This window comes from Rhodococcus sp. IEGM 1307, from assembly GCF_030056915.1.
In the GTDB taxonomy this organism is placed as follows: Bacteria; Actinomycetota; Actinomycetes; order Mycobacteriales; family Mycobacteriaceae; genus Rhodococcus_F; species Rhodococcus_F opacus_D.
On record NZ_JASHKW010000014.1, the window covers coordinates 97,748 to 121,370 of the forward strand.

A 23,623-nucleotide genomic window follows, 5' to 3' on the forward strand; every position below is an offset into this window, starting at 1 on the left:
CCGCTACTTCTGCAGCAGCCGCGCGACGACCTTGTTGTACAGCTCGGGCTCGGGCATGGGGAGCCCGAGCAGCGCGGACAGGTAGATGCCGTCGCCGACGAGCCGGACGATCTCGGCCTGCACGGGGTCGTCGATCTCGCTCTGGAGACCTTCGTCCCAGCCGCGCATCACTTCGGTGACGGCCTTCTGGATCTCGTCGTGCTGACCGTCGACGCTCCGTAGCGCGGCGATGGTCGAACGGTAGAGGGCGAGTTCCTCGGTGGTGCTCGCGTCGGGAACCTGCAGATACCACTCGGACAGCGAGGTGCCGCCGGAGACGGCGTCGGCGAGCTGGGCGTCCGCTCGTTCGCCGAGCCGGCGCACCATGGCGGCGAGCAGCGCTTCCTTGCTGGGGAAGTGGTAGAGCAGTCCGCCCTTGGACACCCCGGCCTCCGTAGCGACCGCTTCGAGGGTCACCTGGGCTATCCCCACGTCGAGCAGCAGCTTCTCGAGGGCGTCGAGTATTCGATCGCGCGTTCCGGCAGCCATGGAGAGGGACTGTACCCGGGAAATAACTTTACCGTCCGGACGGTTCACGATAAGGTAACGGAACTGTACCGGCTGGACGGTTCTCGCCGTGCCAGCTCTTGAATCGGAAAGTCGCAGGAAGATAAATGTCTGTCTCCACGGATCGCGGGATCAACGACGCCTACGGTGCGCCAGGTCAGTCCTCCGCATCACGCCGAGACTGGCTCGGATTGGTCGTCCTCGCCTTCGCCGTCCTCCTGATCGCCGTCGACGGCACCGTGCTCGACCTCGCGCTGCCGTTCATCAGCGCCGACCTCGAACCCAGCAGCACGCAGCTGCTGTGGATCATCGACGTCTACTCGTTCGTCCTCGCCGGCCTGCTCATCACGATGGGCACGCTCGGCGACCGGATCGGACGGCGTCGTCTGCTGCTCCTCGGCGCCGCCGGATTCGGCATCGCCTCGCTGATCGCAGCGTGGTCGCCGACACCCGAGATGCTGATCGCGGCCCGCGTGCTGCAGGGAATCTCGGGGGCGACGCTGATGCCCGCGACACTCGGCCTGATCCGCACGATCTTCGTCGACCCGCGCCAGCGGACCCTCGCCATCGGAGTGTGGGGTGCGATGGCCGGTGGCGGTACCGCGGCCGGCCCGCTGATCGGCGGCTGGCTGCTCGAGCACTTCTGGTGGGGCTCGGTGTTCCTGATCAACATCCCCGTGATGCTGGTTCTGATCGCCGTGGGACCGCTCGTGATTCCCGAGTCCAAGGACCCCGCCCCGGGGCGCTTCGACCTTCTCAGCGCCGCGCTGTCGATGACGACGATGCTGCCGCTGGTGTACGCGGTCAAGGAGACCGTGGTGCACGGTGTCGACCCGGTGCTGCTCGCCGTCGGACTCGTCGGCGTCGTGTCCGGTGTGGTGTTCGTGCGCAGGCAGAAGGGGATGAAGGACCCGATGATCGATATCGGCCTGTTCGCCAAGCCGGCGTTCTCGACCGCCGTCCTCACCAACCTGCTGTCCATCTTCGCGCTGGCCGGTGTGCTGTTCTTCGGCTCGCAGTACCTGCAGTTGGTGCTGGGCAACAGCGCGTTCGAATCGGGTGTGCTGATGCTGCCCGGCATGCTGATGAGCGCGGTCACCGCACTCGCGGCGGCCTGGATGGTGCGTCGGTGGGCCACCTCGCACGTGCTCGGCGGCGGTCTCGCGATCGCGGCTGTGGGTGCGGCACTGATGCTCACGCTCGGCGTGGACGGTGCCCCGACGATGTTCGTGATCGGCTTCGGCCTCGCGGGCGCCGGTGTCGGTATCGCACTGACCCTGACCTCCGACCTCGTGGTCAGCGCCGTCGAGCCCGAGCGGGCCGGCGCCGCCTCCGCGGTGTCCGAGACGGCATACGAACTCGGTATCGCACTCGGCGTCGCCGTGCTCGGCAGCGTCGTCATGGCGATCTTCCGGAACGGCCTCGACACATCGATGCTGCCGGCGGAACAGGTCGAGTCCGCCCAGGGCACGCTCGGTGCCGCCGTCGCGGAGGCCCAGCACCTCCCGGAGACGGCCCGGACGGTGTTCCTGGAGTCCGCGCAGTCGGCGTTCGTCGACGGCATGCACGTCGCCGCCGGCGCGACGGCCGTGATCCTGTTCGCGACCGCCATCCTCGTCCTGCGGATGCTGCGTGACCGTCAGGGCGAGCTGTCGAGCACCACGAACGAGTGACCCGGTAGCACCGTCGCCGACGCGGTCTCGTCCTGGGTCGGCGGCTCCCACCACAAGACGGGGGAGCCGCCGACCGGGACGGTGACCGGTTCGGCACCCAGATTGCACGCGAGACGAAGTGCGCCGCGGTGCACCACGATCCACTGCTCCGCCTCGTCGTAGTCGACGGACAGGTTCTCCAGCCACGGATCCGTCAGCTCGGCGCGCTCCCGCCGTAGGCGCAGCAACGAGCGATAGCAGTCGAGCAGCCGGGCATGCGGTTCGCGGACCAGTTCGTCCCAGTCGAGCTTGGACCGCTCGAACGTCTCCGGGTCCTGTGGGTCGGGGACGTCGTCCGTGCTCCAGCCGTGCTCCGCGAACTCGGCCTTGCGCCCCTCGGCCGTCGCCCTCGCGAGTTCCGGTTCGGGGTGGGAGGTGAAGAACTGGAACGGGGTGCTCGCACCCCACTCCTCACCCATGAACAGCATCGGCGTGAACGGCGAGCACAGCACGAGCGCGGCCTTCACGGCGAGCTGCCCGGAATCGAGATACGTGCCGGGGCGGTCGCCGATCGCCCGGTTGCCGATCTGATCGTGCGTGCACGTGTACGTGACCAGCGAACTGGCCGGGGTCCGGCGGGTGTCCAGCGGCCTGCCGTGGGTGCGACCGCGGAACGTCGAGAACGTGCCCGCGTGGAACCACCCCTGGCGCAGGGTGTCGGCGAGGCAGGCCATCGAACCGAAATCTCCGTAATAGCCCTGCCTCTCGCCCGAGACGGCGGCGTGGATGGCGTGATGCACGTCGTCGTCCCACTGCGCGTCGAGGCCGCAGCCGCCTGCCGAGCGCGACGTGATCAGGCGCGGATCGTTGAGGTCGCTCTCGGCGATGAGCGTCAGCGGCCGCCTCAGGTGCGCGGACAGCCGGCGGGTCTCGATGGCCAGGTCCTCGAGAAGATGGGTGGCGGTGTGGTCGACGAGTGCGTGGACCGCGTCGAGGCGGAGCGCGTCGATGTGGAACTCACGGAACCACCGCAGCGCGTTGTCAATGATGTAGCGGCGGACTTCGCCGCTGTCCGGTCCGTCCAGGTTGATGCTCCGGCCCCACGTGTTGGCGCCCTGCGCGAGGTACGGGCCGTACCGGTCGAGGTAGTTGCCGGACGGTCCGAGGTGGTTGTACACGGCGTCGAGGACGACGCCGAGACCGCGGGCGTGGCACGCGTCGACGAGGGTCTGCAGCCCGTCCGGCCCGCCGTAACCCTCGTGCACCGTGTACCAGAGAACGCCGTCGTATCCCCAGTTGTGGGTCCCGTTGAAACCGTTGACGGGCATCAGTTCCACGAAGTCGACGCCGAGTTCGACGAGGTGGTCGAGCCGGTCGACGGCGGCCGCGAACGTGCCCTCCGGGGAGAACGTGCCGACGTGCAGTTCGTAGACGACGGAGCCGGCGAGCTGCCGCCCGGTCCACCGCGAGTCGGTCCAGAGGCTCTCGTCGAGGGTGTGGAGTTGGGAAGCGCTGTGCACTCCGTCGGGCTGTCGCGGCGACCGGGGATCGGGAAGTGGGGTGTCGCTGTCGTCGAGGACGAACGCGTACCGCGAATCCGGCGACGCGTCGACGTCGGCTCGCCACCATCCGTCCGGTGACGGGGTCATGTCGTGGCGTCGGCCGTCGACCTCCACAGAAACGGAATCCGGAATCGGGGCCCATACCTCGAATGTGTGCACCCGATCAGCATGCCTCGATGCGGCGGGCCGCGCAGAACAGTCAGCTCTCGGACGTGCCGGAGTCCTCGACCTCCTCGATGATCTCGGCGCCGAGAACGGACAACCGGTGTTCCTCGGCGTCCTGCACGGTGCCGAAGTCCTGCTCCTCGAGCACGTTACGGTCCTTGTCGAGGTATCGATACGTAGCCATGTCCCCACGATGGCACACGCCGGCAGAGATGGCGGCGAGTCGACCCTTTCGCCCCGGTTCCGGAAGTAGCAAGCTGGGGGTACGGACTCGAACGTCGCGAGGAGCAGTCATGCACGTAGCAGTGGGAGACCGGTTGCACGTCCAGGGCAGGGTGGTCGGAGTGCACGAGACGACCGCCGAGGTCGTGGAGGTACACGGAGAGAACGGCGAACCGCCCTATCTCGTCCGGTACGACGACGGCCACGAGGCGCTCGTGTTTCCCGGATCCGATGCCTGGGTGGAACACCCGAAGTCGTAGGTATCGGGCGTTTCGCCTGGTCGATGTGTGGCAAATCGCTGTGCCACATTGGTTGCACGATTGATGTATCGAATGCGTCTATCGTGAGCCCATGCCCGAATCCGCCAAGAGGTCCTACAGCTCGCCGCTTCGTGCGGAATCGGCGCGCCGGACCCGCCTCCTCGTCCGGGACGCCGCGGCCCGGCTGTTCGTCGAGCGTGGATACGTCAGCACGACGGTGCGGAACGTGGCCGAGGCCGCCGGGGTGTCGACCCGCACGGTGTTCACCGCGTTCCCCGGCGGCAAGGCGGAACTGTTCCACGAGGCCCTGCACACGGCCATCGACGGTGATACCGCCGCGACCCACACGCCCGCACCCCGGGACGGCGACCCCGTCGAACGGATCCTCGACCAGATGGTCGGATTCAGCACCGACGTCCTGGAGCGCGCCGGAACGCTGATGACGACGTCGATCGAATCCTCGGGTGCGGACGACGACATGCGGCGGTTCGCCGACGAGGGAGCGCGGGCCTCGGCCGAGAATGCGATGACGCTCGCCGAGGGACTCGCCGCGCACGAACTGCTGCGTCCCGAAATCTCCGTCCAGCGGGCCGCCGACGTGCTGTTCACGGTCGTGTCGCCGCAGGTGTACTCGATGCTGCGACGGCAGTGCGGGTGGGATGTCGTCGAGTACCGGAACTGGGTGAAAGCGACGATCCGGGCGAGTTTGCTCCACTGATCCGAGGTGCGTCGGGCCTACGGCAGCAGGATGAACTTGCCCGCCGCGTGCGGCTTCCGAAGATCGGCATGAGCGCGCGCTGCCTCCGTCAGCGCGTATGTGCGCGCCACGCGCACCCGCACGTCGCCGTTGCCCGCGAGGTCGACGAGGAAGACGCGGGCCCGTTTACGCGGCTCCATCCCTTCCGGCCCCAGCGCGCCCACGATCCGGAAACCGGCTTCGGCCGGGCGGGGGCCGGGAACGGTCGTCACCAACCGCGACCGGTCCCGCACCAGGTCCACGGAGACGTCGATCGCCTTGTCACTGCCCGCGGTATCGATCACGGCGTCCACCCCGTCCGGTGCCAGGACGCGGACCCGATCGTCCAGGCCGGCGCCGTAGGACACGGGGGTGGCACCGAGCGAGCGGACGTAGTCGTGGTGCTCGGGGCGCGCGGTACCGATGATCGTGGCACCGCGGGCCCGCCCCAACTGCACGACGAACGAGCCCACGCCGCCGGAAGCTCCGTGCACGAGCAGGAGGTCGCCGGTGCCGACGTTCGCCGTGTCGAGGGTGTCGACCGCGGCGGCACCCACGGCGAGAAGTCCGGCCGCCTCGTTCCACGGCAACGACGCCGGTTTCGGGATCACCGAATCACCGGACACGACAAGTCGATCCGCGTACGACTCGGACACCGGGTACACGATCACCTCGTCGCCCACCGAGATCGGGCCCACCGGCCCCGCCGCGGTGTCACCCACCTCGCCGACGATGCCCGCGGCCTCGCTGCCCAGACCCATGGGCAAGACGTCCGGGTCGGCGCCGAACGCGCCGCTGTAGAGCTTGTAGTCGATCGGATTGACCCCGATGGCGCGAACGTCGATCACCACCTCGCCGGGGGCGGGATTCACAGCCTCCGCGTCGACGACCGCGAGGACCTCCGGCCCTCCGTACGCCCGGGCAACCACACGTCGCGACATACAAGGCCAGTACCCCTGTGAGTACTTGTCAACCGCGGGCGGTTAACAAGTACTCACAGGGTCAGAAGCGCCACGGGATAGCGGGCGAACAGCGTCGCCGTGTCGATGCGGCCGCCGGTGTACGTCTGGGAGGTGAGCAGGTCGGTCCAGGTGCCGTCCGGGAGGGGCACGGTGGTGTCGCCCCAGCCACGTTGCTCCAGTCCGACGGTGTGGCGGGTGGCCAGTGCCACGACGTCCGGCGCCGACCCTTGCCGTCCGCGAGCGAAGCCGATCAGATGCCCCGCCGCGGTCCCCGACGCGAACACCGGCGTGTAGGTCCCGCCGACGAAGCTGTCCGGACGTTCCCGGCGCAGGCGCAGAGCCGTGCGGACGATGTGCATCTTCGCCGCGCCCGTCGCATCGACGGGAGGAGTGCCGAGCCCCGCGAGCAGGCTCCGTCGTATGTCGTAGTCCACGGGACGGCGATTGTCCGGGTCGACGAGCGAGTCTTCCCACAGCTCGGTTCCCTGGTACACGTCCGGGATCCCGGGTCCGCACAGCTGCAGAAGCTTCTGACCGAGCGAGTCCGACCAGGCGTGCGGGGCAAGCTGGGTGCACAGCGAGCCGAGCGCCTTGCCGACGGTGCCGTCGATCACCGTGTCCAGCCAACTGTGGAGGTCGCGCTCGAAGTCCTCGTTCACGTCGTGCCACGACGTCCGGGTCCCGGCCTCGCGGACCGCCTTCTCCGCGTACGCGTGGACGCGGTCGCGGAAGTCGGGCACGTCGGCCGCGGCCCGGCCGTCGACCGGCCACGCCCCGAACAGGTTCTGCCACAGGAACAGTCCGGTCACGGGATCGGGGCTGGGTGCGATGCGTTCCCACTGATCGACGCATTCGGCCCACAGGTCCGGCACTTGCGACAGGATGCCGATCCGGGCCCGGACGTCCTCCCCGCGCTTGGTGTCGTGCGTCGACAGCGTCGTCATCGCCCGCGGCCACCGGGTGGCTCGCTCGGCTGCGGCCAGGTGGAATTCGGCGGGGGAGACGCCGACGTTCGCCGGATTGCCGCCCACCTCCTGCAACGACACCAGCCGGGCGGTGCGGTAGAACAGGCAGTCCTCCACGGACTTCGCCATCACCGCGCCGCACACCTGCTGGAATCGGGTGGCCGCCTCACCGCCGGCGATCAGGGCGGCGCCGAGGGCAGAGAGTGCGTCGGACCAGTGCGGTTCACGCCGCAGGACGTCGCCGATCACCCGTTTCGCCAGCCCGGCCAGCGGACTGTAGTCGGACCGGTACACGGGCATGGCCGCGACGACGTCCACAACGGCGTCACGCAGGTCCGTATCGCTGCAGTCGGTGCCGGTTTCCGCGCGGATCGCACGGACGAGGCGCCGGACCTCCGGGGCGAGAATGGTTCCGGCGACGTCGCGTTTGATCGCGGTTTCGTGTTCGTGAATCCACGTCGCGTCACCCCGGTCACCCGTGCGGGACGCCGACAGGGCGGTGAGCGCGGGGGCTCCCGACGCGTCGACGAAGACGCCGCCGACTTCGGCCAATGCGTCGTAACCGGTGGTGCCCGCGATCGGCAGGTGGTCGTCCAGTGGTTCGGTGTGGCCGAGGATTTTCTCGATCACGAGCCACCGGTCCGCGCCGATCAGCCCGCGCAGCCGGTCGAGATATTCGGCCGGATCGGACAACCCGTCGGGATGGTCGATGCGCACGCCGTCGATCAACTCGTCCGCCACCCAGCTCCGCAGTTCGCGGTGCGAGGCCTCGAACACGCGCGGGTCTTCCTGACGGATACCGGCCAGTTCGCTGACCGCGAAGAATCGCCGGTACCCGATGAGACCGGAGTCCCACGGGACCAGGCGGTACGACTGCGCGTCGTGCACCGCCGTCGGCTCGGCGGCATCGGTGCCGGGGGTGATCGGGAAACGGTGCTCGTAGAACGCGAGCAGAGGTTCGGGTCCCGAGCGGTCGACGGTCAGCGACTCGAGATCGGCGTCCGATCCGAGGACGGGCAGCGCGAGCCGGCCGCCTGCGCCGTTGTCGTCGCTCCAGTCGATGTCGAAGAACTCGGCGTACTCGGAGCGGCGACCGTGCGTGAGAACGTCCCACCACCACGGGTTCTCACGCGGATTCGCGACACCCACATGATTGGGGACGAGGTCGACGACGAGACCCATGCCGCGGCCCCGCACCTCCCGGGACAGCGCGGCCAGCGCCTCCCGCCCGCCGAGCGCGGGGGACACGCGGGTCACGTCGGTGACGTCGTACCCGTGGGTCGATCCGGTGGTGGCCGTCAGGATCGGCGACAGATAGGCGTGGGAGATCCCGAGGTCGTCCAGGTAGTCGGCGACGGCGGCGGCGTCCGCCAGGGTGAAGCAGTCACCGCGCAGTTGCAGCCGGTAGGTGGCCGTGATCGACATCGTCGTCCCCGGGCTCAGGCGGTCCGGCGCAGCACGACCAGCGAGCGGGCCTCGACCTGCAGCGGATCCCCGGCCTTGATCACCGCTTCCTTCGCCCCCGTCGGGACGGCGGTGTCGAGCACGACCGCCCACTCGTCGGCGTAATCGGAGTTCGGCGTGGAGAACTCGATCTCCTCGTCGTGCGCGTTGAAACACAACAGGAACGAGTCGCCGACCACCCGCTCGCCGCGGTGGTTGGGTTCGGGGATGCCCTCGCCGTTGAGGAATACGGCCAGGGACTTCCCGAAACCGCTGTCCCAGTCCTCGGGGGTCATCTCCTCGCCGGCCGGGGTGAGCCACGCGATGTCGCGGGTCTGGTCACCGCTGCGGATGGGCGTGCCCTCGAAGAACCGGCGACGACGGAACACCGGATTCTTCATCCGCAAGGCGATCACCCGTTTGGTGAATTCGACCAGGTCGGCGTTGGCGTCCGCCAGCGACCAGTCCATCCAGGACAGTTCCGAGTCCTGGCAGTACACGTTGTTGTTGCCCTGCTGGGTGCGGCCCATCTCGTCGCCGTGCGCCAGCATCGGCGTCCCCTGGCTGAGCAGCAGGGTAGCCAGGATGTTGCGGCTCTGCCGCCCGCGCAGATCGAGGATCTCCGGGTCGTCCGTCGGTCCCTCGACACCGCAGTTCCAGGACCGGTTGTGGCTCTCGCCGTCGTTGTTGCCCTCGCCGTTGGCCTCGTTGTGCTTCTCGTTGTACGACACCAGGTCGTGCAGGGTGAACCCGTCGTGGGCGATGACGAAGTTGATGCTCGCGCCGGGGCGGCGGCCGGTCGCCTCGTAGAGGTCGGAGGAGCCGGTGAGCCGGGACGCGAATTCGCCGAGCGTCGCGGGTTCGCCGCGCCAGTAGTCGCGGACGGTGTCCCGGTACTTGCCGTTCCACTCCGTCCACAGGCCCGGGAAGTTGCCCACCTGGTACCCGCCCTCGCCGATGTCCCATGGTTCGGCGATGAGCTTGACCTGGCTGACGATCGGATCCTGCTGGACGAGGTCGAAGAACGCGGAGAGCCGGTCGACGTCGTGCAGTTCACGGGCGAGCGTGGACGCGAGGTCGAACCGGAATCCGTCGACGTGCATCTCGGTGACCCAGTACCGCAGCGAGTCCATGATCAGTTGCAGCGTGTGCGGGTGCCGGGCGTTGAGACTGTTCCCGGTGCCCGTGTAGTCCATGTAGTGCTCGGCGTCGCCGTCGACGAGCCGGTAGTAGGCGGCGTTGTCGATGCCGCGGAACGAGATGGTCGGACCGAGGTGGTTGCCCTCGGCGGTGTGGTTGTAGACGACGTCGAGGATGACCTCGATGCCCGCCTCGTGGAACGAGCGGACCATCGCCTTGAACTCCGACACCGCGGCGCCCGGCTTCTCCGCCGACGAATACCCGGTGTGCGGGGCGAGGAAGCCGAACGTGTTGTAACCCCAGTAGTTCCGCAGCCCCTTGTCGAGCAGCGTCTGATCGTGCATGAACTGATGCACCGGCATCAGTTCGATCGCGGTGACCCCGAGGTCGACGAGGTGGTCGATGATCACCGGATGCGCGAGGCCCGCATACGTGCCGCGAAGCTCTTCCGGCACACCGGGATGCGTCGCCGTCATGCCCTTGACGTGGGCCTCGTAGATCACGGTGTCGTGGTACGGGTGTTTCGGTGCGCGGTCGGCAGCCCAGTCGAAGAACGGGTTGATCACCACCGTCGTCATCGTGTGGCCGAGCGAGTCGTGTCCGGGCAGTCCGGGCGCCGAGGTCTCCTCGGGTTCCGCCGCGAGCTCGGCCTCCGCCTCGTCCTCGGCCTCGATGTCGTCGTCCGTGTCGACGATCAGCGCGGCGTCCTCCGATTTCTCGGGGGCGGACTCGGCGGGCGCGTCGATGTCGTAGGAGAACAGGGACCGGTCTCCGTCGAACTCGCCGTCGAACGCCTTGCCGTAGGGGTCGAGGAGGAGCTTGCTGGGGTCGCAGCGGTGCCCGGCCGCGGGATCCCAGGGGCCGTGGATCCGGTACCCGTACCGCTGACCGGGAACGACGGTCGGCAGGTACGCGTGCCACACGTAACCGTCGACCTCGTCGAGGCGAATCCGCGTCTCCGTGCCGTCCTTCGCGATCAGGCACAGATCGACCGCCTCGGCGACCTCGGAGAACAAGGAGAAGTTCGTCCCGGCTCCGTCGTAGGTGGCGCCCAGTGGGTAGGCGCTGCCGGGCCACACGGGAATGGGCGTGGTGCCGGTCGACTCGCTTGCTTCCATATCGAGAACACTAGCCCGCGTCGGCGTTGCTCTCAGCTCGACGAGATCGGGCTATCGGCCCGGGGCGGAGCTCCGTGCCGCAGCAAGCATTCCGGTTGTGATCTTCCGCACGTCGCCGGTGGTGCACACGTACGGCGGCATCGCGTAGATCAGGTTCCGGAACGGCCGCAACCAGACCCCGGCGGCCACCGCGGCGTCGGTGGCGGCACGCATGTCGACGGGTTCGGCGAGTTCGATCACACCGATCGCGCCGAGCACCCGGACCTCCCGGACGCCGGGGAGTTCCCGGGCCGGTGCGAGCCCCGATTCGAGCTCGCGGCGCACGGCCTCGACCTCGCCTCGCCAGTCGCGCGACAGCAGGAGTTCGATCGACGCCACCGCGACGGCACAGGCGAGTGGGTTGGCCATGAACGTGGGACCGTGCATCAGCCCGCCGGCCTCCCCGGAGCTGATGGTCTCGGCGACGTCGGTGGAACAGAGCGTCGCCGCGAGGGTCATGTACCCGCCGGTGAGGGCCTTGCCGACGCACATGATGTCGGGGCGGGCGCCGGCGTGGTCCGCGGCGAACAGCTCGCCGGTGCGGCCGAAACCGGTCGCGATCTCGTCGAACACCAGCAGGAGCCCGTGCTCGTCGCAGATCCGCCGCAGCTCCGACAGGTACCGGGGGTCGTGGAAGCGCATGCCACCGGCGCCTTGCACCACCGGTTCGACGATGACGGCCGCCAGTTCGTCGGTGTGCGAGGCCACCAGGCGCTCGAACTCCGCGACGTACCGCGGGTCGAACTCGCGGGGCGGGGGTCCGGCGAAGACCTGCCGTGCCAGGACGTCCGTCCACAGGGAGTGCATGCCGCCGTCCGGGTCGCAGACGCTCATCGGGGCGAACGTGTCGCCGTGATACCCGCCGCGCCAGGTGAGCAGCCGGTGCCGCTCCGGCCTGCCGCGACTGCGCCAGTACTGCAGGCACATCTTGACGGCGACCTCGACGGACACCGAACCGGAATCGGCGAGGAACACCTTGTCGAGTCCGTCCGGGGTGATCTCGACGAGCAGCTGGGCGAGCCGCGCGGCCGGTTCGTGGGTGAGCCCGCCGAACATCACGTGACTCATCCGCCCGAGCTGCGCCGTCGCCGCCGCGTCGAGGACGGGATGCCGGTAGCCGTGGACCGCGGCCCACCACGAACTCATGCCGTCGACGAGTTCACGTCCGTCGGCGAGAGTGAGGCGGGTCCCGCTCGCCTCGGCCACCACGAGCGGGGTGGTCGAGGCGGGGAAGGCGCCGTACGGATGCCAGAGAAGCGAGGCATCGAGGGACGTGATGTCGTCGACGGACAGGCTCGGGGAGGTCACGGTCTCGACCCTAGCCACCCGAGGAAAACCGGGCCCACCCGGGTTGAACACCGTTCAAGTCGCGTATCGTGCCGGGGGTGAGTACCGACCGCACCTTCACCACCTGGCTCGACGACGTCGAGGACCAGCGGCGCGCCGCGGGACTGCGCCGCGAGTTGCGTCCACGCACGCCCGGCAACGCGCTCATCGATCTGGCGTCCAACGACTACCTCGGTCTCGTACGGCACCCGGAGGTGCTGCACGGCGCGATGACCGCGCTGCGCCGCTGGGGTGCGGGGGCCACCGGCTCGCGTCTGGTCACGGGATCGACCACCGAACACGAACTCCTCGAAACCGAACTCGCCGAGTTCGTCGGCGCCGACGCCGGGCTGGTGTTCTCCTCCGGGTACACCGCGAATCTCGGTGCCGTCACCGCGCTGTCCGGCGCCGGATCGCTGATCGTCTCCGATGCGGGCAGCCACGCGTCACTGGTCGACGCGTGTCGGCTGTCGCGGGCCCGCGTGGCCGTCGCACCGCATTCCGATCTCGACTTCGTCCGCAGCGCACTGGCCACCCGGCCGGAGGAGCGGGCGCTGGTCGTCACCGACTCGGTGTTCAGCGCGGACGGGGATCTCGCACCCCTCGTCGACCTCCACCGGGTGTGCCGCGAGCACGGCGCGTTCCTCGTCGTGGACGAGGCGCACGGTGTCGGAGTCCGCGGCGCAGGGGGCCGCGGACTCGTGCACGAGGTGGGTCTCGCGGGCGAACCCGACATCGTCGTCACGGCCACGCTGTCGAAGTCGCTGGCCAGCCAGGGCGGTGCGGTGCTGGCGTCGGAGAAGGTGCGCGCGCATCTCGTCGACGCCGCGCGCACGTTCATCTTCGATACCGGCCTGGCCCCAGCGGCCGTCGGCGCGGCACGGGCGGCCCTCGCCGTTCTGCGGCGTGAACCCCACCGTGCGGAGTCCGTCCTGGACCGTGCGCGGGATCTCGCCCGGTTCACCGGCGCCGGGACACCCGAGTCCGCCGTCGTCTCCGTGATCCTCGGCGACCCGCAACGCGCCGTCGACGCAGCCGCCGCCTGCCGGGAACAGGGCTTGCACGTCGGCTGCTTCCGGCCCCCGTCGGTGCCCGAAGGCACGTCGCGTCTGCGGCTCACCGCGCGCGCGACGCTCGATGAGGACGAACTGGCGCGGATCGAAGCCGTGCTGACGGACGTCCTGGCGGGAGCGTCGGCGTGAGCATCCTGGTGGTCACCGGCACGTCGACGGATGTCGGCAAAACGGTGGTCACGGCGGCGCTCGCGGCGGCTGCACATGAAGCGGGCCTGTCCGTGGCGGTGTGCAAGCCCGCGCAGACCGGCGTCGCCCCGGGAGAGCCGGGCGATCTGGTCGAGGTGACCAGACTGTCCGGTGTGACGGCGGTGGTGGAGCTGGCCCGCTACCCCGAACCACTCGCCCCCGACACCGCGGCCCGGCGCAGCGGCCTGCCGATGCTGCGGTGCGCCGACGTGGTCGAGACGGTCCGCGCGCTCGACGACGGGCACGATCTGGTGCTCGTCGAGGGTGCAGGCGGCCTGCTGGTGCGGCTGGGCGCCGAGGGCTTCACGCTCGTCGATCTCGCGCTCGCCCTCGACGCACCGGCTGTCGTGGTCGCCGCGGCAGGCCTCGGCACGCTCAACCACACCGAGCTCACGATCCGGGGACTGTCGGCGGCCGGTCTCGCCTGCGCCGGAACGGTGATCGGGTCGTGGCCGGACGAGCCCGGGCTCGCCGAGCGGTGCAATCTCGACGACCTGCCCGCCGTGACCGGGGTCGACGTCGTCGGCTCGGTGCCCGCAGGCAGCGGACGCCTGGCCTCTGCCTCGTTCGGTGCGGCCGCATCCACGTGGTTCGACAGCACCTGGCTGAAGTCGACGCTCACGCGGCTCTGAGCTGGGGCGGTCAGGATTCGGCGAGCACCGACAGCACGTTTCCCGCGGGGTCGGTGAACCACGCGATGTCGGGACCGTTGCCGCGCATAATCCCCTTGTCGTCCTGATCGAAGCCGTCGTACCGCAGGAACCGGACCCCACGTTCGGTGAGCGCGTCGACGGCCTTCTCGACGTCGTCCACGGCGAAATTCAGGATGGTGAACGTCGCCGGCGTGTGGTCGGGCTTGGGATAGATCAGCACCACCGGCCCCTTCGGGAGATGCAGGCCCAGTAGTCCCATCTCCTCCTCGGTGACCTCGAGGCCCAGGGTGTCGGTGTAGAAGGACTGGGCCGCGGCGATGTCGTCGACGGCGAAACCGCTGAATGCTCGCGCATTGCTCAACATGTCTGTTCTCCTTCCGTGCTGTCGGTCAGGACATCTCGGCCCGCGCCTGCGCGCTGAGCTGGATGATCTGGACGTAGTTGCCGTCGGGGTCCACGGCGGTGCCGAACCAGCTGCCGTCACGATCCTCCAGCGGGGACAACCACGTCGCACCGAGTTCGTCGATCCGGTGTGTTGCGGCGCGGGCGTCGGTGACCTCGACGTTGAGGAGTACGCGGCCGGGTTCGGGATTGGTGTCGCCGACGTCGTCGCGCCGGTCGAGCATGATGTAGAAGCCGTCGAAGTCGAGGACGTCGTAGCCCGGTTCGCCGGGGGTGCGTTCGACCTTCGGCGAGAACGCGGCGGTGTACCAGTCCCGCAGTCGGTCGGGGTGAGTGCTCGCGAGCAGGATGCTTCCGATCGTGGCGTCGGCCATGATGTCCTCCCGGTGGGTGTGCGTTGTCGGTGGTCCTGCAGATATGGACTCGGCCGCCCCGAGAAATTCATCGCAACGGAGTTTTCGAGGTTCCGAAAGCGGCACCGTCCCCTCCGAATATCGGTAGTGTGATTCATGTCACGGCTACATCCGGCTGGGTTGGGAGGGGTCACATGTCGACCTCCGAAATGCTCGAATTGAATCGCACCATCGACCGCCTTCGGCGCGCTGTCGGTTCGTTGCGATCGATGTACGGCGACGCCGCATCCGTGCGGCGACTGAGCAACGATCTGGAGCGGCTCGAGATCGACGCGCGGGAACTCGACTCCTCGCCACCGAACGTCGTCCACCGCGAACCGGTGGAGCGAATCAAGGTGTCGGACACCCCGTACGACGCGTCGATGTGGCTCGGTATCGATGACGAGGGGCTGGGCGGGCTCCACTACGAGCGCGGATGAGCGCGCCGCCGAAGGATTCCGAAAGTGCCGGTGTGGGGGCGCCGACGCGTGCCCGGATAGCGGAACGCACGCTCCGCACCGACCGGTGGTGGCTGGCCCCGCTGCTGACGGTGCTCGGCCTGTCCGTCTTCGTGGTGTACGCATCGATCCGCTCGTGGGTCCGCACCGCGTACTTCGTCGAGGACTACCACTACCTGACGCCGTTCTACTCGCCGTGCCTGAGCGATTCGTGTGTGCCCGGTTCGAGCGACTTCGGGACACCCATCGGCGAGTTGCCGATGATCATCCCGCTCGGGTTCCTGGTGCTGCCGTTCCTGCTCGGCTTCCGGCTCACCTGCTACTACTACCGCAAGGCCTACTACCGGTCGGTGTGGTTCTCGCCGCCCGCGTGCGCGGTCGCGGAACCCCATAGCACCTACACGGGTGAGACGCGCCTGCCGCTGATCGTCCAGAACGCACACCGCTACTTCTTCTACGTCGCACTCGTCGTCTCGCTGATCAACACGTACGACGCGATCCGCGCGTTCCACGGCGCCGACGGCGGATTCGGAATCGGGCTCGGCACACTCATCATGGTCTGCAACGTGATCCTGCTCTGGGCGTACACCGTCTCCTGCCATTCCTGCAGGCACGTCATGGGCGGCAGGCTCACCCACTTCTCCCAGCACCCGATCCGGTACCGGCTCTGGACCTGGGTCAGCACACTGAACACCCGGCACATGCAGCTCGCCTGGACCACCCTCGCCACACTGATCGTCACCGACTTCTACGTGATGCTCGTGGCCAGCGGGACCATCTCCGACCTGCGCCTCATCAACTGACTTCATCGAAGAGGGAGTGGAATGACGGAAGTCGAACGGCACCAGTACGACGTCGTGGTCATCGGTGCCGGCGGCGCCGGACTGCGAGCGGTCATCGAGGCCCGGGAACAGGGCCTGTCCGTCGCCGTCGTCTGCAAGTCGCTGTTCGGCAAGGCGCACACGGTCATGGCGGAGGGTGGCTGCGCCGCCGCGATGGGAAACGCCAACGAGAAGGACACGTGGCAGACCCATTTCCAGGACACGATGCGCGGCGGCAAGTTCCTCAACAACTGGCGAATGGCCGAACTGCACGCCCGCGAGGCTCCCGACCGGGTGTGGGAACTCGAGACGTACGGGGCCCTGTTCGACCGGACCCCCGACGGCCGGATCAGCCAGCGTAACTTCGGCGGTCACACGTATCCGCGGCTCGCCCACGTCGGTGACCGCACCGGACTCGAACTGATCCGCACCATGCAGCAAAAGATCGTGTCGCTGCAGCAGGAAGATTTCGCCGCCACCGGAGACTACGAGGCCCGGATCAAGATCTTCGCCGAGTGCACCATCTCCGAGCTGACCAAGGACGGCGACCGGATCTCGGGTGCGTTCGGATACTGGCGCGAGAGTGGACGTTTCGTCCTGTTCGAGGCCCCCGCCGTCGTCATGGCCACCGGCGGGATCGGCAAGTCGTTCAAAGTGACGTCGAACTCGTGGGAGTACACCGGCGACGGTCACGCCCTCGCCTTGCGTGCAGGCGCCAACCTCATCAACATGGAGTTCGTGCAGTTCCACCCCACCGGCATGGTGTGGCCGCCCAGCGTCAAGGGCATCCTCGTGACGGAAGGCGTCCGCGGTGACGGCGGGGTCCTGAAGAACTCCGAGGGCGAGCGGTTCATGTTCTCGTACATCCCGCCGGTCTTCAAAGGGCAGTACGCGGAGACCGAGGAAGAGGCCGACGGCTGGTACAAGGATTCCGACAACAACCGCCGCACACCGGATCTCCTGCCCCGCGACGAGGTGGCCCGGGCGATCAACTCCGAGGTCAAGGCCGGACGGCAGACCCCGCACGGCGGCGTGTACCTCGACATCGCCTCACGGATGCCCGCCGACGAGATCGTTCGGCGGCTGCCCTCGATGTACCACCAGTTCAAGGAACTCGCCGACGTCGACATCACCAAGGAGCAGATGGAGGTCGGGCCCACCTGCCACTACGTGATGGGGGGCATCGAAGTCGACCCCGACAGCGGATCGTCCAGCGTCGCGGGGCTGTTCGCCGCGGGGGAGTGCTCGGGCGGGATGCACGGTTCCAACCGGCTCGGCGGCAACTCGTTGTCCGACCTCCTGGTGTTCGGGCGCCGCGCCGGACTGGGGGCGGCGGAGTACGTGAAGTCGCTGGAGGACCGGCCGGTCGTGTCCGCGGACGCCGTCGATGCGGCGGCGCGGATGTTGTTGTCGCCGTTCGATCCCGCGGTCGGGGAGGGTGGCGCCACCGAGAACCCGTACACGCTGCACACCGAACTGCAGCAGACCATGAACGACCTCGTCGGCATCATCCGGAAGGAAGACGAGATCGTCCGTGCCCTGGAGAAGCTCACCGAGATCAAGGGCCGCATCGGGGGCGTGGAGGTGGAGGGGCACCGCCAGTTCAACCCGGGATGGCACCTCGCCGTCGACCTGCGGAACATGGTGCTGGTCAGCGAATGCGTGGCCCAGGCGGCGCTGCTGCGCACGGAAAGTCGCGGCGGGCACACCCGCGACGACCACCCGAGCATGGAGGCGGAGTGGCGCAACACCCTGCTGGTGTGCAGCGTGGTCGGCGACATGTCCGCACATCCCGATTCGGTGGTGCCGGACGTCACCGTCACCCGCGAGCTCCAGCTCCCGATGCGCGCAGAGCTGTTGGAGCTCTTCGACATCGACGAACTCGCCAAGTACTACACCGACGCCGAACTCGCGGGACACCCGGGAAGGAAGGCCTGAGATGGGTTACGACGCGCAGTTCCGGGTCTGGCGCGGCGACGCGGACGGCGGCGCCCTCCAGGACTACTCCATTCCCGTCAACGAAGGTGAGGTGGTGCTCGACATCATCCACCGGTTGCAGGCGACGCAGACCCCGGACCTGGCGGTGCGATGGAACTGCAAGGCGGGCAAATGCGGATCGTGTTCCGCGGAGATCAACGGCCAGCCACGGCTGCTGTGCATGACGCGGATGTCGACGTTCACGGAAGACGAGGTGGTGACGGTCACGCCGTTGCGGGCGTTCCCGGTCATCCGGGATCTCGTCACCGACGTGTCGTTCAACTACGCGAAGGCGCGGGAGATCCCGTCGTTCACCCCGCCCCCGGGGCTCGGGCCGGGCGAGTATCGGATGCAGCAGGTCGACGTCGAACGGTCGCAGGAATTCCGCAAGTGCATCGAGTGCTTCCTCTGCCAGAACACCTGTCACGTCATCCGTGACCACGACGACAACAAGCCGGCGTTCTCCGGCCCCCGCTTCTTCATCCGCGTCGCCGAACTGGAGATGCATCCACTCGACACGGCCGACCGTCGTGACGCGGCGCAGGAAGAGTTCGGCCTCGGGCTCTGCAACATCACCAAGTGCTGCACCGAGGTGTGCCCCGAGGGGATAAAGATCACCGACAACGCCATCATTCCGATGAAGGAGCGGGTGGTCGATCGACGGTACGACCCCATCGTCTGGTTGGGCAACAAGCTCTTTCGCCGCGGTTAGCGCCTCCGGCACCCGTGAGTACTTATTAACCGCCCGACGTTGATAAGTACTCACGGGTGCGTCAGCGCACGGCGTGGAGGTTGCGTGCGGTGGGCGACTTCTCGACCGATTCGGGGTCCGGGTCGGTGCCCAGGATCCGGTCGGCGGTTCCCGAGGTGGTGACGGTGAACCAGTAGTGCTCGTTCTTGTAGTGGTGATGGCGGTGGTTGCGCCAGATCGCACGGTACAGGCGGGAGTTCGGCTTGTAGTCGCTGTGGATGAGGTAGTGCGTCCATTCGTAGAGGATGCCCAGAATGCTCAGCACCACCAGGAACGTCAGTCCGAGTCCGATGCGCGGGAACGCGAGCAGCGAGAGGGCCACGAGAACGGGAATCAGCCACGTCAACGTCTGCCACGGGATGAAGACCAGCGGTACGTCCCGGGGGTCGACGTGATGCTCGCGATGCTTCCGGGCGAGCAGCGAATCGACGGTCAGGCCCAGGACTTTTCGGGGTTTCCAGTGCAGGATGCAGACGTGGATGACCCATTCGGCGAACGGGAACACGGCCAGCATCACCAGCGGAAGCACGGCGTCGGTCGGCTGCCAGTCGCCGACGATCAGGCGGGCGGCCACCGCGGCGACCAGCATGCCGCCGATCATCCACGGGGACGGGTGTCGGCGGAACTGGTCTGCGGCGTCGCGGAGGGCGATCGACCTGCGTTGGCGGCGATCTGCGGAAGGTTTCGTGGTCATGTGTCCTTCTCCGAATCGTTCTGGTGCAGTGCGTCGATCACGGCCGTGACGGCGGCCGTGCCGAGGTCGAGGAGTGTGGTGGCGGTCTGTGCCGCGGCGACTTCGTCGTGGGCGGTGATCGCCTCGGCCAGCTGGTGGTATAGGTCGGTGCGTCCGACTTCCGCGACCATGACTGCGGCCATCGCCGTCATGGTCGGTTCATACGCGTTGCGGAGGCTGTTGAAGATGAGCCGGAATGCGATGGAATCGGCCGTGTCGACAACACGCTCCCAGAAGGCCAGGGCGCCGACCTGCTGCGCGACCGGGTCGCTGTCGGAGGCGAGACGATCCACGGCTTCGCGGAGAGCGGCACCCGACTGGTCGGTGGCCCGGCCGGCGGCGAGCCGGGCGACCTGCACGCCGATCATCCGCCGGCCCTCGAGAACGCTGCGCACCACCGCCCAATCGGGGATGCCGTCGCGGACGAGCAGCTGGGACAGCAGTTCGGGTCCGCCGTGCTGGCGGAAGTCGCGGACCGAGGTGGCGTCGCCCTGCCGGACGTCGACGAGTCCGGCCTGGGCCAGCTTCTGGATCGCTTCCCGGACCGCGGGCCGGGACACCCCGAAGGCTTCGGCGAGTCGTCGTTCGCTCGGCAGGGCGTCGCCGGCGGCGAGGTCGCCGCCCAGCACACGCGCGGTGATCTGGTCGAAGACTTCGGTGGAAGCGGATTTCCGCGCGATCGGCTCGAACATCATGATCACGACACTAGGGCGGCAATAGGTAAGAGGTCAAGTGGTCTTACCAGTGAATTTTGCTAGCCGAACAGGCTTCGGACGAACGCGCTGGTGTCGGGCAGGGAGGCGGGCATGGTGTAGAGATGGCCGGTCGGATACGTCCGGAACACGAACTGCTGCCCGTTCGCGGCGAGGTCCGCCGTCAGTTTCCAGGCAAGAGGAATCGGGACGACGTCGTCGAACAGGCCCTGCCCGATGAACAGCGGCCGGTCGTAGCCCCGCACGGGCACGCCCAGCGTGGTGCGTAGCGCTGCCAGCACCACCGGGTCGTCGAGGGGACGGGACATCAACTGGCCGATCGAGATGCCGTCGAGTTGCGGGGCCGCCTCCTCGTAGCAGAGCGATTCGACGCGATTCAGGACGTCGACGCCGAGCGGTGTGAGGTAGCTGTCGACGTCGAGGTCGGGCCGCGACGCCCGCAATCCGGCGAGCGCGTACGCCACGAACACCGTGCTCCCGGTGAGGGGCACGTCCGGGAAACCCGGGCCGACGAGCGGCGCGAGATTCTCCAGATTGGACGGGGCGCCGGTGGCGACGGTGCCGCGGAAGTCGAGTTCGGGTGCGTACGTGGTGGCCATCGACGCGGCGACGAGAGCGGCATGGCCGCCTTGCGACTGACCGAGGGCGACCCACCGGTTCGACAGGGACGGCGTGACGGTCCGCGCCGCGCGCACCATGTCGATCACGCTGTGCGCCTCCGTCGGGCCGTCCAGGTACGGGTGCACACCCGGTGTGCCGAGGCCGACGTAATCCGTTGCGACGACCGCGTATCCCTGGTCGAGCCAGTGCTGGACGTACGGTCCGACGAGTTTTCCCGTCACCGTCGGCGCACACTTGTCGGCGATACCGACCGTGCCGTGGGCCCAGGACACGACGGGCCACCCGCCGGGTGGCGCCGCGCCGGGGGGCAGGAGAACCGCGCCGGTGCTGAGCGCGGGTTCGTCCATCGGCCCCGTCGTCCAGTAGGTGACGTACGTGGCGTCGGCGACGCCCGCCGGCCGCGCGTCCGGTGCCACCGGCGTCGCGACGACGACCGCACCCGGATCGCCGCCTGCGGTCTGTGCCGCCGAGGGGGTGGGCGCGCCGAGGAGCGACAGTGCGAGTGCCGCCGCGAGAACCGTTCCGGTGCGGCGGCCGAGTGAAGACGTCATCGCGTCCGTCCCTGGGCCGTCGGAGGCGCCGCGCGGTCCTCGAGTGGCCGACGCGGCGTCGACTCAATTGTGCGCGCTCAGGGTCGGTGGGCGGAGTCTTTCAAGCGTGCGCGAATTCCGTCGACGAACAGCGACAGGCCGAAGTCGAACCGGACCGCCGGATCGCCGTCGAGGAGGTCCCCGTCGTACGCCGCGATCGGAGACTGTGGGGCGTCGGGGGAGAGGGCGGCCCGGGTGAGGGCGCCTGCCGACTCCATCTGCGCCCGCGACTGCTCGTCGACCGTGTGGCCGAGGACGTAGTACAGCAGCGAGTACGACGACAGTTCCGCGTGTTCGCGGGACAGTCCGGATCGCAGGCCGACTGCTGCGAAGCTTTCCCGGACCCGGGAGTTGGTCATGCGCGACGCGTACGTGGCGGAGACCAGTTCGGCGCCGTCGCGGTGAGCGAGCAGTGCGGTGCGGAGTCGATGGGCCAGTTCGGTGAATTCCGCGTCCCAGCCGGGGGCCGTGACCGGGGCGTCGACGTCTTCGAGAATCTTGTCGGCGAGCGCCCCGAGCAGGGTCTGCTTGTTGGGGAAATGCCAGTACAGGGCGCCCGGCTGCACGCCGAGAGCCGTCGCGAGCCTCCGCATCGTGAGGTCGGCGAGGCCGAACTCGTCGAGGATGGCCATTGCGCCGTCGAGTACGTCGCCGCGTCGCAACTGCACTGTGTGATCTCCCAATCTCGTCGAAAAGCCCGCCCGGCTTTGACAGTATTCCACCACGGATCTAACGTGAACACCGTTCAACTTGTACGGTGTTCAATTTTTCGGTTCCGTCGATTCACGGCACGTGATCGGCCCGTTTTCCAGGAGATACGTGTGACATCGGCCCCGGTACAGACAGACATCCTCGCCCTCGCGCGTGAGCAGGTTCTCGAGCGCGGTGACGCGCTGAACGAGAGTCAGGTGCTCGAGGTCCTGCAACTTCCCGACGATCGGCTCGAGGAACTGCTCGCCCTCGCGCACGACGTGCGCATGAAGTGGTGCGGACCCGAGGTCGAGGTCGAGGGCATCATCAGCCTCAAAACCGGCGGCTGCCCCGAGGACTGCCACTTCTGCTCGCAGTCCGGCCTGTTCCAGTCGCCGGTGCGTGCGGCGTGGCTCGACATTCCGTCGCTCGTGGAGGCTGCGAAGCAGACCGCCAAGTCCGGCGCAAGCGAATTCTGCATCGTCGCCGCCGTCCGCGGCCCCGACGAGCGGCTGCTCGCCCAGGTCGCTGCCGGCATCGAGGCGATCCGCAACGAGGTCGACATCCAGATCGCCTGCTCGCTGGGCATGCTCACCCAGGAGCAGGTCGACCAGCTCGCCGCGATGGGTGTGCACCGCTACAACCACAACCTGGAGACGTCGAAGTCCCACTTCCCGAACGTCGTCACCACCCACACGTGGGACGAGCGCTGGAACACCCTCCGCATGGTGCGCGAGGCGGGCATGGAGGTGTGCTGCGGCGGCATCCTCGGCATGGGGGAGAGCCTCGAGCAGCGCGCCGAGTTCGCGGCCAACCTGGCCGAACTCGAACCCGACGAGGTGCCGCTGAACTTCCTCAACCCGCGTCCCGGAACCCCGTTCGGCGACCTCGAGGTCCTGCCCGCGAGCGAGGCCCTCAAGTCGGTGGCCGCGTTCCGCCTCGCGCTGCCCCGCACCATCCTCCGCTTCGCGGGCGGGCGCGAGATCACGCTCGGCGACCTCGGGGCCAAGCAGGGCATCCTCGGCGGCATCAACGCCGTCATCGTCGGCAACTACCTCACGACCCTCGGCCGCCCGGCCGAACAGGATCTCGACCTGCTCGTCGATCTGCAGATGCCGATCAAGGCCCTGAACGACACCCTGTGACGATCATGGCAGAGGCGACCATGGGCGACCGCCCCGACGGCCTCGAGGGCCGGGTCGACGGCCTCGAGGAGCGCTACAACCCGTACACCGGCCGCCGCGTGGTGGCCGGTGTGGACGACGCCGTGCCCACCGCCGCGCAGCTGGGACTCGAGCCGCCCCGCTTCTGCGAGGCGTGCGGCCGCCGGATGGTGGTGCAGATCAGCCCGGACGGCTGGTGGGCGAAATGTTCCCGCCACGGTGTGTTCGACTCGATCTACGGCGGACGGCGGTAGCGTCGGA

At 68.4% G+C, this 23,623-nt stretch carries 24 protein-coding genes; 11 read left to right on the forward strand and 13 right to left on the reverse strand.

The annotated features are described in order from the left end of the window. Positions 1-3 precede the first annotated feature (3 nt). On the reverse strand, positions 4-528 hold the full coding sequence (locus QM841_RS25775; RefSeq protein WP_005260248.1) for a TetR/AcrR family transcriptional regulator: 525 nt from the start codon (positions 526-528) through the stop codon (positions 4-6). A 125-nt stretch (positions 529-653) separates the two neighbouring features. Here QM841_RS25775 and QM841_RS25780 point away from each other — a divergent pair, with 125 nt between their 5' ends. Then, positions 654-2,219, forward strand: coding sequence for an MFS transporter (locus tag QM841_RS25780; RefSeq protein ID WP_283334275.1), 1,566 nt, complete (start codon positions 654-656; stop codon positions 2,217-2,219). Here QM841_RS25780 and treZ read toward each other — a convergent pair. Together treZ and QM841_RS25790 are read right to left on the reverse strand one after the other, a co-directional pair. Next, entirely contained in the window at positions 2,186-3,919 is a 1,734-nt protein-coding gene (treZ, locus tag QM841_RS25785; RefSeq protein WP_280782542.1) for a malto-oligosyltrehalose trehalohydrolase, read from the reverse strand. The genes QM841_RS25780 and treZ overlap by 34 nt on opposite strands. A 40-nt stretch (positions 3,920-3,959) precedes the next feature. Continuing rightward, entirely contained in the window at positions 3,960-4,109 is a 150-nt protein-coding gene (locus tag QM841_RS25790; protein WP_198601994.1) for a hypothetical protein, read from the reverse strand. A gap of 109 nt (positions 4,110-4,218) precedes the next feature. Between QM841_RS25790 and QM841_RS25795 the strand changes: the two genes are divergently transcribed. Together QM841_RS25795 and QM841_RS25800 are read left to right on the forward strand one after the other, a co-directional pair. Continuing rightward, positions 4,219-4,407: a DUF1918 domain-containing protein gene (locus QM841_RS25795; protein WP_005247576.1), complete on the forward strand. Its 189-nt coding sequence runs from the start codon at positions 4,219-4,221 to the stop codon at positions 4,405-4,407. A gap of 91 nt (positions 4,408-4,498) precedes the next feature. After that, entirely contained in the window at positions 4,499-5,125 is a 627-nt protein-coding gene (locus QM841_RS25800; RefSeq protein WP_283334276.1) for a TetR/AcrR family transcriptional regulator, read from the forward strand. A 17-nt stretch (positions 5,126-5,142) separates the two neighbouring features. On the opposite strand, the gene QM841_RS25805 is transcribed toward QM841_RS25800, so the two are convergent. From QM841_RS25805 to QM841_RS25820, 4 genes are read right to left on the reverse strand one after another with little or no spacing between them, the layout of a single operon-like run. After that, a complete protein-coding gene (locus tag QM841_RS25805; protein ID WP_283334277.1) occupies positions 5,143-6,084 on the reverse strand; it encodes an NADP-dependent oxidoreductase in 942 nt (313 codons plus the stop codon). Between the two features lie 53 nt (positions 6,085-6,137). Beyond that, a complete protein-coding gene (treY, locus tag QM841_RS25810) occupies positions 6,138-8,495 on the reverse strand; it encodes a malto-oligosyltrehalose synthase (protein ID WP_283334278.1) in 2,358 nt (785 codons plus the stop codon). Between the two features lie 14 nt (positions 8,496-8,509). Further along, on the reverse strand, positions 8,510-10,771 hold the full coding sequence (glgX, locus tag QM841_RS25815; protein WP_283334279.1) for a glycogen debranching protein GlgX: 2,262 nt from the start codon (positions 10,769-10,771) through the stop codon (positions 8,510-8,512). A 51-nt stretch (positions 10,772-10,822) separates the two neighbouring features. Then, complete coding sequence (locus QM841_RS25820; RefSeq protein ID WP_283334280.1) at positions 10,823-12,118, reverse strand: adenosylmethionine--8-amino-7-oxononanoate transaminase; 1,296 nt, start codon at positions 12,116-12,118, stop codon at positions 10,823-10,825. Positions 12,119-12,186: 68 nt separating this feature from the next. Between QM841_RS25820 and QM841_RS25825 the strand changes: the two genes are divergently transcribed. Further along, the gene (locus tag QM841_RS25825; RefSeq protein ID WP_283334281.1) at positions 12,187-13,338 is read left to right on the forward strand and encodes an 8-amino-7-oxononanoate synthase; all 1,152 of its coding nucleotides are present in this window, start codon (positions 12,187-12,189) and stop codon (positions 13,336-13,338) included. After that, positions 13,335-14,030 (forward strand): dethiobiotin synthase, encoded by a 696-nt coding sequence (gene bioD, locus QM841_RS25830; RefSeq protein ID WP_283334282.1) that lies wholly within the window; start codon positions 13,335-13,337, stop codon positions 14,028-14,030. The genes QM841_RS25825 and bioD overlap by 4 nt, the downstream gene beginning before the upstream one ends. Before the next feature lie 10 nt (positions 14,031-14,040). On the opposite strand, the gene QM841_RS25835 is transcribed toward bioD, so the two are convergent. Then, positions 14,041-14,415 (reverse strand): VOC family protein, encoded by a 375-nt coding sequence (locus QM841_RS25835; protein ID WP_283334283.1) that lies wholly within the window; start codon positions 14,413-14,415, stop codon positions 14,041-14,043. Positions 14,416-14,440: 25 nt separating this feature from the next. Further along, a complete protein-coding gene (locus tag QM841_RS25840; protein ID WP_283334284.1) occupies positions 14,441-14,827 on the reverse strand; it encodes a VOC family protein in 387 nt (128 codons plus the stop codon). Between the two features lie 173 nt (positions 14,828-15,000). On the opposite strand from QM841_RS25840, the gene QM841_RS25845 reads away from it, so the two are divergent. Genes QM841_RS25845 through QM841_RS25860 form a run of 4 tightly spaced genes read left to right on the forward strand, consistent with a single transcriptional unit; the run spans position 15,001 to position 18,813 of the window. After that, positions 15,001-15,285 carry an Rv0250c family protein gene (locus tag QM841_RS25845; protein ID WP_009473700.1) on the forward strand — a complete coding sequence of 95 codons (285 nt, stop codon included), beginning with the start codon at positions 15,001-15,003 and terminating at the stop codon, positions 15,283-15,285. Then, entirely contained in the window at positions 15,282-16,106 is an 825-nt protein-coding gene (sdhC, locus tag QM841_RS25850) for a succinate dehydrogenase subunit SdhC (RefSeq protein WP_283334285.1), read from the forward strand. The genes QM841_RS25845 and sdhC overlap by 4 nt, the downstream gene beginning before the upstream one ends. Positions 16,107-16,127: 21 nt before the next feature. After that, positions 16,128-18,062 (forward strand): fumarate reductase/succinate dehydrogenase flavoprotein subunit, encoded by a 1,935-nt coding sequence (locus QM841_RS25855; RefSeq protein WP_283334286.1) that lies wholly within the window; start codon positions 16,128-16,130, stop codon positions 18,060-18,062. A 1-nt stretch (position 18,063) separates the two neighbouring features. Continuing rightward, positions 18,064-18,813, forward strand: a complete 750-nt coding sequence (locus QM841_RS25860; RefSeq protein ID WP_105413673.1) for a succinate dehydrogenase/fumarate reductase iron-sulfur subunit — start codon at positions 18,064-18,066, stop codon at positions 18,811-18,813. Between the two features lie 61 nt (positions 18,814-18,874). Here the strand turns inward: QM841_RS25860 and QM841_RS25865 are convergent, their stop codons facing one another. From QM841_RS25865 to QM841_RS25880, 4 genes are all read right to left on the reverse strand, one after another. Further along, positions 18,875-19,546 carry a sterol desaturase family protein gene (locus tag QM841_RS25865; protein WP_283334287.1) on the reverse strand — a complete coding sequence of 224 codons (672 nt, stop codon included), beginning with the start codon at positions 19,544-19,546 and terminating at the stop codon, positions 18,875-18,877. After that, the gene (locus tag QM841_RS25870) at positions 19,543-20,280 is read right to left on the reverse strand and encodes a FadR/GntR family transcriptional regulator (protein WP_283334288.1); all 738 of its coding nucleotides are present in this window, start codon (positions 20,278-20,280) and stop codon (positions 19,543-19,545) included. Before QM841_RS25870 ends, QM841_RS25865 begins: the two co-directional genes overlap by 4 nt. Positions 20,281-20,339: 59 nt before the next feature. After that, positions 20,340-21,470 carry a lipase family protein gene (locus tag QM841_RS25875; protein ID WP_283334289.1) on the reverse strand — a complete coding sequence of 377 codons (1,131 nt, stop codon included), beginning with the start codon at positions 21,468-21,470 and terminating at the stop codon, positions 20,340-20,342. Between the two features lie 77 nt (positions 21,471-21,547). Then, positions 21,548-22,177 (reverse strand): TetR/AcrR family transcriptional regulator C-terminal domain-containing protein, encoded by a 630-nt coding sequence (locus QM841_RS25880; protein ID WP_283334290.1) that lies wholly within the window; start codon positions 22,175-22,177, stop codon positions 21,548-21,550. A 153-nt stretch (positions 22,178-22,330) separates the two neighbouring features. Here QM841_RS25880 and bioB point away from each other — a divergent pair, with 153 nt between their 5' ends. Both bioB and bsaP read left to right on the forward strand, forming a co-directional pair. Beyond that, complete coding sequence (bioB, locus tag QM841_RS25885; protein WP_005260291.1) at positions 22,331-23,344, forward strand: biotin synthase BioB; 1,014 nt, start codon at positions 22,331-22,333, stop codon at positions 23,342-23,344. Beyond that, the gene (bsaP, locus tag QM841_RS25890; protein ID WP_283334291.1) at positions 23,341-23,616 is read left to right on the forward strand and encodes a biotin synthase auxiliary protein BsaP; all 276 of its coding nucleotides are present in this window, start codon (positions 23,341-23,343) and stop codon (positions 23,614-23,616) included. The genes bioB and bsaP overlap by 4 nt, the downstream gene beginning before the upstream one ends. The last annotated feature ends 7 nt before the right edge of the window (positions 23,617-23,623 follow it).